This window comes from Pseudoxanthomonas sp. GM95, assembly GCF_900109775.1.
Taxonomy (GTDB): domain Bacteria; phylum Pseudomonadota; class Gammaproteobacteria; order Xanthomonadales; family Xanthomonadaceae; genus Pseudoxanthomonas_A.
Window position 1 is genome coordinate 51985 of the sequence record NZ_FOAX01000002.1, and the last position, 12609, is coordinate 64593.

The 12609-nt window shown below is 66.8% G+C and carries 10 protein-coding genes; 1 reads left to right on the plus strand and 9 read right to left on the minus strand.

Features of this window, described 5'->3' with window-relative positions:
* Positions 1–18: 18 nt before the first annotated feature.
* The 8 genes from BMZ17_RS08390 to BMZ17_RS08425 form a co-directional block, all read right to left on the minus strand.
* Entirely contained in the window at positions 19–1242 is a 1224-nt protein-coding gene (locus tag BMZ17_RS08390) for an ABC transporter permease (RefSeq protein WP_093138163.1), read from the minus strand.
* A 9-nt stretch (positions 1243–1251) separates the two neighbouring features.
* Positions 1252–2556: an ABC transporter permease gene (locus BMZ17_RS08395; RefSeq protein ID WP_093138164.1), complete on the minus strand. Its 1305-nt coding sequence runs from the start codon at positions 2554–2556 to the stop codon at positions 1252–1254.
* Between the two features lie 21 nt (positions 2557–2577).
* Positions 2578–3792, minus strand: a complete 1215-nt coding sequence (locus BMZ17_RS08400) for an ABC transporter permease (RefSeq protein ID WP_093138165.1) — start codon at positions 3790–3792, stop codon at positions 2578–2580.
* 10 nt (positions 3793–3802) lie between these two features.
* A complete protein-coding gene (locus BMZ17_RS08405; RefSeq protein WP_093139488.1) occupies positions 3803–5107 on the minus strand; it encodes an ABC transporter permease in 1305 nt (434 codons plus the stop codon).
* A gap of 26 nt (positions 5108–5133) precedes the next feature.
* Entirely contained in the window at positions 5134–6369 is a 1236-nt protein-coding gene (locus BMZ17_RS08410; RefSeq protein ID WP_093138166.1) for an ABC transporter permease, read from the minus strand.
* A gap of 151 nt (positions 6370–6520) precedes the next feature.
* Positions 6521–7825 (minus strand): ABC transporter permease, encoded by a 1305-nt coding sequence (locus tag BMZ17_RS08415; RefSeq protein ID WP_093138167.1) that lies wholly within the window; start codon positions 7823–7825, stop codon positions 6521–6523.
* Positions 7826–7854: 29 nt separating this feature from the next.
* Complete coding sequence (locus tag BMZ17_RS08420) at positions 7855–8574, minus strand: ABC transporter ATP-binding protein (protein ID WP_093138168.1); 720 nt, start codon at positions 8572–8574, stop codon at positions 7855–7857.
* A 124-nt stretch (positions 8575–8698) separates the two neighbouring features.
* Positions 8699–9991 (minus strand): efflux RND transporter periplasmic adaptor subunit, encoded by a 1293-nt coding sequence (locus tag BMZ17_RS08425; protein ID WP_093138169.1) that lies wholly within the window; start codon positions 9989–9991, stop codon positions 8699–8701.
* Positions 9992–10185: 194 nt separating this feature from the next.
* Here BMZ17_RS08425 and glmS point away from each other — a divergent pair, with 194 nt between their 5' ends.
* Positions 10186–12015, plus strand: a complete 1830-nt coding sequence (gene glmS / locus BMZ17_RS08430; protein WP_093138170.1) for a glutamine--fructose-6-phosphate transaminase (isomerizing) — start codon at positions 10186–10188, stop codon at positions 12013–12015.
* Between the two features lie 140 nt (positions 12016–12155).
* Here the strand turns inward: glmS and BMZ17_RS08435 are convergent, their stop codons facing one another.
* A complete protein-coding gene (locus BMZ17_RS08435; RefSeq protein ID WP_093138171.1) occupies positions 12156–12527 on the minus strand; it encodes a hypothetical protein in 372 nt (123 codons plus the stop codon).
* Positions 12528–12609: the final 82 nt, after the last annotated feature.

The window sequence follows — 12609 nt, forward strand, 5'->3', positions numbered from 1 at the left end:
GGTGCTTCCATGAAGTGCTTACGCCGCGCGCGTCGCAATCGCCGGCGGTACGGCGGCGGCCTTGCGGGCAGGCCAGAACACGGCGATCTGCCCCAGTAGCCACAGCAGCACCGCGCCGACGGGCAGGTACATCAGCGGCAAGCGTGGCAGTTCGTACTTGCTCATGAGCAGCTGGTTGATGCCGAAGGCCAGCAGCATGCCCAGGACGATGCCGGCGCTGACCAGCAGCAGGTTCTCGGCCTGGAAGTAGCGCAGGATCTGTCCGCGCGTGGCGCCCAGGGCGCGCCGCACGCCGATCTGGCGCGTGCGTTGCTGCACCCAGAAGCTGGTCAGCCCGACGATGCCGCCTGCGGTGACCAGCAGCAGCACCAGGCACACGCTCACCAGCAGCCAGGCCATCGTGCGGTCGTTGTTGTAATAGGTCTGGCGCGCCTGCTCGGCGGTGCGTGCTTCCTCGCGCGACACCAGTCGCGTCGGGCCGCGTTTGGACAGTGTATCCAGCGCGGCAGTAAGCACCGCGGCGCGCTGGCCTGGGTCGGCCACGCGCAGCAGGTAAGTGCCGCGCGTGTAGGGCACGTTGGTCGGAAGCAGCACGGCGTATACGTACTGGGCCGAACGCCCGTTGTCGCGTGGCTGCACCAACCGGTCGACCACGCCCACCACCGGATTAGTGCCATCGATGTAGAGCGTCTTGCCCACGGCGTTCTGCCCGGGGAACAGCTGCTGGGCCAGTGCCTGACTCAGGATCACCGGCGTGTTGCTACCGGCTTCTGACGCGGGGTTGGAGCGGTAGTCGCGGTACTCGTCGCCATTGAAGTCGCGTCCCGACACCACCTTCAACCCAAGCGTCTGCAGGATCTGGCCGCCGCCCAGGTAGACCGTCTCGGTCGCCGTCGGTTTGGCCTGGTCGGGCTGCAGGTTGATGCTGGTGACGCCAAACGACGAACCGAACACGGTCTGGTTGATGATCGAGGCCGAAGTGACGCCGGGGATCGCGCGCAAGCCGGCTAGATCGTCGCGAGTGACCGCCAATGGATCGCTGTCCTGGGCGATACCGCTGACGCTGACCTCGACCAGATGCGTTTCGTCCAGGCCGGTGGGTCGCTGCATGCGTTCCAGTCGCTGGCCGATAAGGAACAGCGCGTTGCACACCACCGCGCAGCTGAAGGCGATCTCCAGCACGATCAACGCGGTGGCGATCTTGTGCCGGCGCAACGTGGACAGGATGGGGCGCAGTTCCATGGGATCTCCTTACTGCGACTTGAGCTGGATGGCGGGCGTGACCTGCATGGCGCGCCACGCGGGCAGCGCCCCGGCTACCAGGCTGCTCAGCAGCGCCAGGACGAACGTCGTCAGCAGCATGGTCGTGTCCATGTGTGCCAGCGACGCGTAATCGGCCGGCTGCCGGCGCACCACGGCCAGTCCCAGCAGCGCCAGGAGTAGGCCCAGCGCGCCGCCGCTCAGGCCGACGATGCCGGACTCGACCAGGTATTGCGCGAACACCGTGAGCCGGCTGGCGCCAAGTGCGCGGCGCACGCCGATCTCGCTACTGCGGCGCAGGAACTTGGCCAGCAGCAGTCCGATGGTGTTGAGCAGGCAGATCAGCAGAAAGCCCAGTGCCAGCCACAGTTGCAGGCGCACGTCCGATGGCACGACGCGGTTGTGGTCCAGCCACTGCATCACGTCGCGCAGCTGCACCTCACCCGCATGACGGAAGCGGCCCAGGTCGTGCTGGCGGGCGATGTAGTTGTCCAGGTAGCGGCGATAGCCGGCGGCATCCGAGGCACTGCCCAGCTCGGTCCAGTACTGCAGGAAAGCACAGGGGGCCGAAAGCGCGGTGCGGCCCTCCGGCGCGTCGCCCCAGCACCACATCGAACCACTCAGCGCCAGCTTCAGGTCCACCGCGGTGGAAAAGGGGATGAAGATGTTCTCGCTGTCGCCGAACTCGTTGTTGGTCAGGTCGTAGAAGCGCGGATTGACCGCCCAGGTATCGAGTACGCCGATCACGCGCAGCCCTTGGCCATCGAGCTGGATCATGCGGCCGGTGCTGTCGGCACCGCCGAACAGGGTCTGGTTGAGCTTGGAAGAAATCACCGCCACCCTCGCGTGGTCACCATCGTCGCGCGTCGACCATGGCCGCCCATAGCGCAGCGGCACGTCGAACATCGGGAAGAAGTCGGCTGTGGTGTAGCGAGATTCGACCCGGAACGCCGATTGCCCGGCCGTGGTCGGCGTGATCACCGCGCGCCCGGCGGACATCATCGCCTGGCGCTTGCCGTGCGCTTCCTTGAGCAGTGTCTCGGCGTCGATGCGGGTCATCTGCAGCGATTCGCCTGACTCGTCGGGTTCGTACTGGCTGTCGGGCAGCACGTTCATCTGCACTGTGAACAGACGGGCGCTCTTGCCCGGGATCGGATCGCCGGAGATGACATGGAACACCGTCAGCGTGGTCATCGACGCGCCGATGCCCAGCGCGATGGTCAGCACCATCAGCGCGGTCAACGCCTTGTTGCGGCCGAAGCTGCGCAGGGCCAGGTTGAGGTAGTAGGCGAACATGTGCAGCTCCTGCGCGGGCGCTTACGCGCTGCGCGTGGCGATGGCCGGCGGCACCGACGCGGCGCGACGTGCAGGCCAGAACACGGCGATCTGCCCCAGTAGCCACAGCAGCACCGCGCCGACGGGCAGGTACATCAGCGGCAGGCGTGGCAGTTCGTACTTGCTCATGAGCAGCTGGTTGATGGCATAGGCCAGGACCATGCCCAGCACGATGCCGACCGTGGCCAGCAGGAAGTTCTCGGTCTGGAAGTAGCGCAGAATCTGTGTCCTGGTCGCACCCAAGGCGCGGCGCACGCCGATCTGGCGCGTGCGTTGGGCCACCCAGAAGCTGGCCAGGCCGATGATGCCCAGCGCGGTCACCACCAGCAGCGCGACGCTCACGGCGACCAGCATCCAGGCCATCGCGCGGTCGTTGCGGTAGAACTTGGCGCGCATGTCTTCCAGCGTGCCGGTGGCGTTCTTGCTGACGATGCGGGTCGGGCCGTACGTGGCCAGCACTTTCTTCGCCTGCTCAAGGATGGCCTGGCGCTGGCTGGCATCGGTCACGCGGACCGCGTACACGCCGCCATCCATGTAGCTGAAGCGCGAGGGGAACAGCATCGACATGTCGTATTCCGCCGATGGGCCGGCATCGCGCGGCTTGGGCAGGTGTTCGATGATGCCGACCACACGATGCGGCTGTTTGCCGAAGACATACATCGACTTGCCGATGGCCGACTGGTCCGGGAACAACCGCTGCGCCAGCGCGCGCGTCAGGATGACGGCGGAGTACTCGTTGGTGTCCGAATCGACGTACTCGGATGCGTTGAAGTCGCGGCCTTCGAGCAGCTTCAGGCCCAGGGTCTTGATGCCATCCTCGGCCACCATGTAGTTGGTGGTGGTCATGGTGGCGTCGTCCTGGTCCGGGCGCAGCTTGATGCTGCTCATCCACACCGAGTTGCCGAAGGGCGCCTGGTTGACCGTGGTGGCCGACGCCACGCCGGGGATGGCGCGCAGGCTGTCCAGGTCGGCGCGGGTGACGGCCTTCGCGTCGGCGTCCTCGCTGATGCCATTGGTGCGCACGAACAGCAGGTGCGCTTCGTCCATGCCGCTGGGGCGATGCATGTGGTCCAGGCGGTTGCCGATCAGGAACAGCGCATTGCAGACGATCGCGCAGCTCAGGGCGATCTCCAGCACGATCAACAGCGCGGCGGTCTTGTGGCGCAACAGCGTGGACAGGATGGGGCGCAGTTCCATGATGATCTCCTTACTGCGACTTGAGCTGGATGGCGGGCGTGACCTGCATGGCGCGCCAGGCGGGCACCATGCCGGCCAGCAGGCTGCTGGCGATGGCCAGCACGAAGGTCCCCAGCAGCATCGCGGTATCCAGGTGGGCCAGCGCGGCGTACTCGGTGGGCTGGTGGCGCACGGCCCACAGGCCGAGCAGGGCGATGCCCAGACCCAGTACGCCGCCGGCCAGGCCGACCGTGCCGGCTTCCACCAGGCATTGCTTGAAGATGTCCGCGCGCGAGGCGCCTAGTGCGCGGCGCACGCCGATCTCGCCGCCACGCCGCAGGAACTTGGCCAGCAGCAGGCCCACGGTGTTGAGCAGGCACACCGCCAGGAAGCCCAGCGCCAGCCAGGCCTGCAGGCGCACGTCGCTAGGTACCACCTGGTTGAAATCCAGCCAGGTCATCACGTCGCTCAGGCGCACGTTGCTCGGCCGCTGGAAGCGCCCGGCGGCACGCTGCTGGTCCGAATAGTTGGACAGGTACGCACGATAGTCGGCCGCCTTCTGCGCCGAATCCAGCTGCGCCCAGTACTGCACCCAGATGCACGGCGCATTGAGGTCGGTGCTGTCGCCATCGCTGTCGCTCCAGCAGTTCATGTTGCCGCTGTTGCTCCACTTCAGGTCCATTGCCGCGGAGAAGGGCACGTAGATCTCTTCCGGATCGCCGCTGTAGCGGTTGTTGGTCAGGTCGTAGAAGCGCGGGTTGGGGTTCCAGTCGCCCAGCACGCCGATCACGCGGAACGCGACCTTGCCCAGCCGCAGCGTGCGGCCGGTGGGATCGGCATCGCCGAACAGCTTCTGGCTGAGCTCGCTGCTGATCACCGCCACGCGCGCGCGGGCGGCGTCATCGCTCGCGCTCCAGGCCTGGCCGTGTGCGAACGGCGCGTCGAACATCGGGAAGAAATCGGCGGTGGTGTAGCGCGCCTGCAGGATGAAAGGCGCCAGCCCCGAGGTCTCCGGCTCCACGGCGGCGCTGCCGGCGGACATCATCGCCTGGCGGTCGGCGCGCTTTTCGCGCAACAGGGTTTCGGCATCGAAGCGCGTCAGCTGCGGCGCCGGATCGCCGCCCGGCGTGTAGCCATTCATCGGGAACGGATCCAGCTGCACGTAGAACAGCTTGTCGCTCTTGGCCGGGATCGGATCGCCGGACAGCACGTGGAACACGGTCAGCGTGGTCATCGAGGCGCCGATGCCCAGCGCCACGGCCAGCACCATCAGCGCGGTCAGCACCTTGTTGCGCTTGAAGCTGCGCACCGCCAGATTGAAGTAGTAGGCAAGCATGGTCGACTCCGGATGCAGTGGGCGCCTCAGGCGCTGCGCGTGGCGATGGCTGGCGGGACCGCGGCGGCGCGGCGCGCGGGCCACAGCACCGAGGCCTGGCCCAGCAGCCACAGCACCAGCGCGCCGATCGGCAGGTACAGCAGCGGCAGCCGCGGCAGTTCGTACTGGCGCATGAGCAGCTGGTTGAGCGCGTAGGCCAGGCCCATGCCCAGCGCGATGCCCAGCGTCACCAGCAGGAAATTCTCGGTCTGGAAGTAACGCAGGATCTGGCCCTTGGTCGCGCCCAGCGCGCGGCGCACGCCGATCTGGCGCGTGCGTTGGGCCACCCAGAAGCTGGCTAGGCCGATGATGCCCAGCGCGGTCACCAGCAGCAGCGCCACGCACAGGGTGATCAGCAGCCCCATCATGTCGCGGTCATCGCTGAAGTAATCGGTGCGCCATTCGTCAAAGGTCTTCTGCTGCATCACCAGGCGGTTGGGATTGACGCGATTGATCGCATCGACCGCGTCATGCAGCACCTGCGCGCGCTGGGCCGGGTCCTTCACCCGCAACACGTAGTAACCGCCGCTGGTGTAGTTCTGGCGCAGCGGCATCAGCATCGAATAGCTGGTGTTGTTGGCCATCAGGTTGGGGCGGCGCAGGCGCTCGACCACGCCCACGATCATCAGCGGGATGTTGGCCATGTAGACCTGCTTGCCCACGGCCGATTCGCCGGGGAACAGCTTCTCGGCCGCCTCGCGACTGACGATCAGCGACAGGGTGCGCGCGGGCACGCCGCTGCTGGTGCCCAGCTGGGTCATCAGCTCGGACCAGTCGAGATATTCGTCGGGGTTGAAATCGCGCCCGGCGATCACGTTCAGGCCCAGCGTGCGCACGGCGCCTTCGTCGCCGGTGTACATGGCCGCGCTCAGTGTCGGGATCTGTTGATCGGGCTTGACCGCCAGCGAGGAGTTGTTGGAGCCACGCCGGAACGGCAGCTGGTTGACGATGGCCACCTGGGTCACGCCTGGCACGGCGCGCAGGGCGGCCAGGTCTTCCTGGCTGATCGCGTTGGGGTTGGCATGTTTGCCCACGCCAGTGAGATACAGGGTGACCAGCTCGTGCTCGGCGACGCCGCTGGTTTCCCGCAGGCTTTCCCAGCGCTGGGACACGATGAACAACGCGTTGCAGATGATCGCGCAAGCCAGGGCGATCTCCACCACGATCAACGCGGCAGCGGTCTTGTGGCGTCGCAGGGTCGAAAGGATCGGGCGGATTTCCATGGGTCTCTCCGTGAAACTTGGCGCCCCTCTCCCCTCGGGAGAGGGGTTGGGGTGAGGGTTGGTGAAGGATGTGGTGGCTCGGACGTCTTTGATTCCGCCGAACCCTCATTCACCCTTCGGGCACCTTCTCCCAAAGGGAGAAGGATTCAACTCACTGCGTCTTCAACTGCACCGCTGGCGTGATCTGCATCGCGCGCCACGCCGGCAGCAATCCCGCCACCAGGCTCGCGCACACCGCCAGCACGAAGGTCATCAGCAGCATCGACAGGTCCAGCTGCGCCAGCGCCGCATAGCCGGTCGGGCGGTGGCGCACGGCCCATAGCCCCAGCTCGGCCAGGCCTAAGCCGAGTACGCCGCCGGCCAGGCCGATGCTGCCGGCTTCCACCAGGCACTGCTTGAAGATCTCGGTGCGGCTGGCGCCCAGCGCACGGCGCACGCCGATCTCGCCGCTGCGGCGCAGGAACTTCGCCAGCAGCAGGCCCACGGTGTTGACCAGGCAGACCAGCAGGAAGCCCATCGCCAGCCACAGCTGCAGGCGCACATCGCCCGGCACCGCGCCGTTGTAGTCCAGCCAGTCCATGACGTTGCGCAGGCGGGTGTTCGGCGGGCGCTGGAAACGGCCGCTCTCATGCTGCTGCTGCGAATAGCGATCCAGGTAGGCCTTGAAGTCATCCGCCTTCGAAGCGCTGTCCAGTTCCACCCAGTACTGGGCGAACGCGCACGGCGCGCCACGCGCGGTGCCGTCGATGGTGGCCTCCGGGCCGTAGCAGTTCATGCTGCCGCTGCGCGACTGGCCCAGGCCGATCGCCGTCTGGAACGGCTCGAACACCTGCTCGTCGGTGTTGTAGGTGCCCACGTTCAAGTCGTAGAACAGCGGCTTGGGCGCCCAGTCGTCGATAACCCCGACGATCTGGAAATCATGGCCGTCGATGCGCAGCGTCTTGCCGGTGCTGTCGGCGCCATTGAACAACTTGTCGTTGAGCACCTTGGCGATCACCACCACGCGCGCCTGCCCATCGTCGTCGCTGGCCGACCACGCGCGGCCGAACAGGAACGGCACGTCGAACATCGTGAAGAAATCCGGCGTGGTGTAGCGCCCGTCCAGCATGAAGGGCTTGAGCGCGCCACCTGCAGGTTCGACCGTGATACTGCCGCCGGTCATCAGCACCTGGCGCTTGGCCTGCTTCTGTTGCAGCAGCGTCTCGCCGTCGTAGCGGCTGATGTCCGACTGCGGCTCGTCGCCGGGCGTGTAGCCGGCCAGCATTTCCGGATCCACCTGCACATGGAAGAGCCGCTCGCTCTTCTGCGGGATCGGATCGCCCGACAGTACATGGAACACCGTCAGCGTGGTCATCGACGCCCCGATGCCCAGCGCGATCGCCAGCACCATCAGCGCGGTCAACACCTTGTTGCGGCCGAAGCTGCGCAAGGCCAGGTTGCAGTAGTAGGCGAACATGCGTGGGCTCCGGGATGGCGGGGTGGAGCTCAGGCTTGCGTGGACAGTGCGGGTTCGGCCGCGGCCATCAGCGCCGCTTCGCGCACCAGGTCGGTGGCCTGGCCGTCGACGATGTGCACGTTGCGCTGGGCGCGGGCGGCCAGTTCGGGGTCGTGGGTCACCATCACGATGGTGCTGCCCTGGGCGTTGATCTCTTCCAACAGTTCCATCACGCCGCGGGCCATCTGCGAGTCGAGGTTGCCGGTCGGTTCGTCGGCCAGCAGCAGGCGCGGGCTGCCGGCCAGGGCGCGGGCGATGGCAGCGCGCTGCTGCTGGCCGCCGGAGAGTTCGGCCGGGTAGTGCTTCATGCGCGAACCCAGGCCCACGCGCTCCAGCGACTCGGTGATGCGCTGCTTGCGCTCGGCCGCGGCCATGCCGCGATAGCGCAGCGGCACGTCGACGTTGTCGAACAGGTTGAGATCGGGGATCAGGTTGAAGCTCTGGAAGATGAAGCCGATCTTCTGGTTGCGCAGCTTGCTGCGCGCGTTGTCCGACAGGTTGGACACGTCTTCGCCATCGAGCTTGTAGGTGCCCGAGGTGAAGGTCTCCAGCAGGCCGGCGATGTTGAGGAAGGTGGTCTTGCCCGAGCCGGAAGGACCGGTGACGGCGACGAATTCGCCTTCCTTCACGTGCAGGTCCAGCGTGCGCAGAGCGTGTGTCTGCACCTGCTCGGTGCGGAAGACCTTGGAGACGGCGTGCATGTCGAGCATGGGAATGTCCTTGTCAGTGGAGCGGGTCTGTGGAACGTGGTGGTGTGAGCTGCTGCAGCGGCGATGGGACTTGTCGGGAAAGCCTCATCGCCGATCGATCGGCTCCCACGAAAGCGGGGATGGATCAGTGCACGGTCACGCGTGGCGCATCGCCGAACTGGTCGGCGCCGGAGACGACCACGCGGTCGCCTTCCTTCAGGCCGGACAGCACTTCGGTTTCGGACAGGCTCGACACGCCCAACTGCACTGGCTGGCGCTGGGCGCTGGAGCCGGCCATGACGTAGGCGTAGCGGCCGCCGGACTGTTCGACGAACGGGCCGCGCTCGACCTTCAGGACGTTCTTGCGCGTGTCCAGCAGGATGCGCGCGCTCATGCGCTGGCTCTGGCGCAGGCCGGGCGGCTGCTTGCCGTCGAAGCGCACGCGCGCGGTGACTTCACCGGCGACGACCTCAGGCGAGACGGCGGAAATCTTGCCGGGGAAAGGTTCGCCACTGCCGCTGGTGAGCTGCGCCGGTACGCCGATCGCGAGATCGCGGGCGAAGCTCTCCGGCACCTTGATCTCGACCTCGAACTTGGACAGATCCACCACCGACAGGATCGGGGCGTTGATCGCCACGTTGGTGCCCTGCGCGATCTGCACCTGGCCGACTTGGCCATCGAACGGCGCGCGCAGGGTCAGCGCGTCGACCTGGCGCTGCAGTTCTTCCACGACCGCGTCCTGGCGCTGGGCCAGCAGCGCCTTGTTGCGCGCGTCCAGCTGCGCGCCCTGCTGCTTGAGCGCGGCGTCCTGCTGGGCGTGCTGCAGTTCGATCTCGGCCTTCTTCAGCGTGTCCTGGGCCTTGGCCAGGTCCACCTGCGGCAGGGCGCCGGCGTCGTAGGCGCGCTGGTAACGCTCGACATCGCGTTCGGCGGCCTGGCGGTCGATCTTGCCCTGGTCGATCAGCTTGCTGGCTTCCGAGCGCGCCTGGGAGACATCCAGCGTCGCGCGGCTGGCCTCGGCCTGCAGGCCAGCCAGAGTGGATTCTTCCTGGGCCAGCTTGCTGCGCAGCGCCGGGCTGTCGATCACGGCCAGCGGATCGTCCTTCTTGACCACGTCGCCGGCCACGACCTTGAGCGTGACCGTCCCGCCGTCGATGGCGTACAGGGTCGGGCTGTTGGCGGTGATGACGCGGCCATCGGCGGCCAGGTCGCGGACCAGATCGCCGCGGGTCACCGTGGCGATGCGCACGCGGCTGGCGTCGAACGAGCGTCCACCCGCGGCCCAGCCCATCACCACCCACACCAGCGCGGCGGCCAGCACGGCCACGCCGCCGCCGATCAGGCCCCAGCGCTTCCAGCGGGCGCCGCTGCCGGTCTCGACCACGATGTCCTGGGCGGCGGTGTCGCGGATGCGGAAGGGGTTGTCGGTCTGCTGCATGGCCGGCGCAATTCACGAAAGAGGAAGCTCGGCGTTGCAACGCAGGCGGCGTGCCAACTGCAAGTGCTTGAATGCAAAGGCGCATGCGGGGCGGACAGTGTCCGGTCGGACACTTGTCCTGTCCGGCCGGACAGCGGCCATGAATACGTCAAGTCATTACACTATTCCGGCATTTTTCGTCCAAGGATTTACCTATGTGCGGCATCGTCGGCGCGATCGCGGATCGCGATGTGGTCCCGGTTCTCATCGAGGGCCTCAAGCGCCTGGAATACCGCGGCTACGACTCGGCCGGGATCGCGGTGGTCGGCGATGAGGTCCGCCGCGTACGCCGCACCGGCCGCGTGGCCGAGATGGAAGCCGCTGCCCACGCCGAGCATTTCAGCGCCACGCTGGGCATCGGCCACACCCGCTGGGCCACCCACGGCGGGGTGACCGAGGCCAACGCCCATCCGCACATCAGCCACGGCGCGCTGGCGCTGGTCCATAACGGCATCATCGAGAACCACGAGGAACAGCGCGAGAAGCTGCGCGCGCTGGGCTACACCTTCGAATCCCAGACCGATACCGAAGTCATCGCCCACCTGATCCATCACCACCAGCAGGGCGGCCTGGACCTGCTCGGCGCGCTGCAGGCAGCGGTGAAAGAACTCACCGGAGCCTATGCACTGGCGGTGGTGTCCAAGGCAGAGCCCGGCCGCCTGGTCAGTGCGCGCATGGGCTGTCCGCTGCTGGTCGGCCTGGGCGAAGGCGAGAACTTCGTCGCCTCCGACGTGTCGGCGATCCTGCAGGCCACGCGCCGGGTGATCTTCCTGGAAGAGGGCGACACGGTCGATGTGACCCGCGACGGCGTGACCATCTTCGATGCCACTGATGCGCGCGTCGAACGCGAGGTGCATGTCTCGGACGTGTCGCTGGCCTCACTGGAACTGGGCCCGTACCGCCACTTCATGCAGAAGGAAATCCACGAGCAGCCGCGCGCCATCGCCGACACCATCGAGGCCGCCATCGATGCGGGCGGCTTCCCGGCCACGCTGTTCGGCAAGCATGCCGAAGCCGTTTTGAGTGACATCGAAGGCGTGCAGATCCTGGCCTGCGGCACCAGCTACTACGCCGGCATGACCGCGCGTTACTGGATCGAAGCCATCGCCGGCCTGCCGTGCAACGTGGAGATCGCCAGCGAATACCGCTACCGCGCCGCGTACGCCAACCCGAAGCATCTGGTCGTCACCATCTCCCAGTCCGGCGAAACCCTGGACACGATGGAGGCGCTGAAATACGCCAAGTCGCTGGGCCACCTGCACACGCTGTCGATCTGCAACGTGCCCGAGAGCGCCATCCCGCGCGCCAGCGAACTGGTCTGCTACACCCGCGCCGGCGCCGAGATCGGCGTGGCCTCGACCAAGGCGTTCACCACCCAGTTGGCGGCGTTGTTCCAACTGGCGGTGGTGCTGGGCAAGCTGCATGGCAAGGTCGACGACGCGGCTGAGGCGCAATACCTGGAAGAACTGCGCCACCTGCCCGGCAGCGTGCAGCACGCGCTCAATCTGGAGCCGCAGATCGCGGCCTGGGCCGAGCGTTTCGCGCCGAAGGAAAATGCGCTGTTCCTCGGCCGCGGCCTGAGCTACCCGATCGCGCTGGAAGGCGCGCTCAAGCTCAAGGAGATCTCCTACATCCACGCCGAGGCCTATCCGGCCGGCGAGCTCAAGCACGGCCCGCTGGCGCTGGTGGACGACACCATCCCGGTGGTGTTCATCGCGCCCAACGATCGCCTGTTGGAGAAGGTCAAATCCAACATGCAGGAAGTCCGCGCGCGCGGTGGCGAGCTGTTCGTGTTCGCCGATCAGGACAGCAATTTCAGCGAGTCCGCCGGCGTGCACGTGATCCGCACCCCGCGCCATACCGGCGTGCTGTCGCCGGTGGTGCATACGATCCCGGTGCAGCTGCTGGCGTACCACACCGCGCTGGCACGCGGCACCGACGTCGATAAGCCGCGCAATTTGGCTAAAGCGGTGACGGTCGAGTAAGGCACACGCTCCGCGAAGCGTCGTGCGCGAAGGCGATTGCTAGGCAAACGACTGAGTAGTTCGCACGAAAAGCTAAGGCTGAAGCACTGGAAGAAAAGCGGGCGATCTGCCCCTCGCGCCTGCGCACGCGCGGGCGCCTGTCATCCCGCGCGGCAGCGCGTGTTCGGTCCGGGCACCTCCGCCTGGACGCAGTCCTTGACCTGGCCGGCCAATCCTTTCAGCAGACGCTTTTCGCCCACCTGCAGGCTGAAGCTGTCCATGGGCGAGCGCTGGCATTGCGCGCTGTCGGTGGCAGCTGCGGCAGCGCAGGTTTCTTCGAACACCTGGTAATGGCAACGCCCGCTGCTGCTGGTCACGCACTGGAAGGTGGCAGCGTCGTGATCCTGCGTGGTTCGGCTCAGCAAGGTGTCCTGGCCGTTGAGCTGGCTCCGGGTCACCGTGGTGGTGGTGCTCTTGCCATCGCAGCCGAACAGGGCGAGCAGGCAGTACAGCATCGAGGTCAACATGCGCATGGCGCACTCCTTGTCAGTGTGTCGAGCATGGGCCTGCCGTCGCCAGGGACGGCGGCAAGGCGGGAACGATCACAGCGGCTGT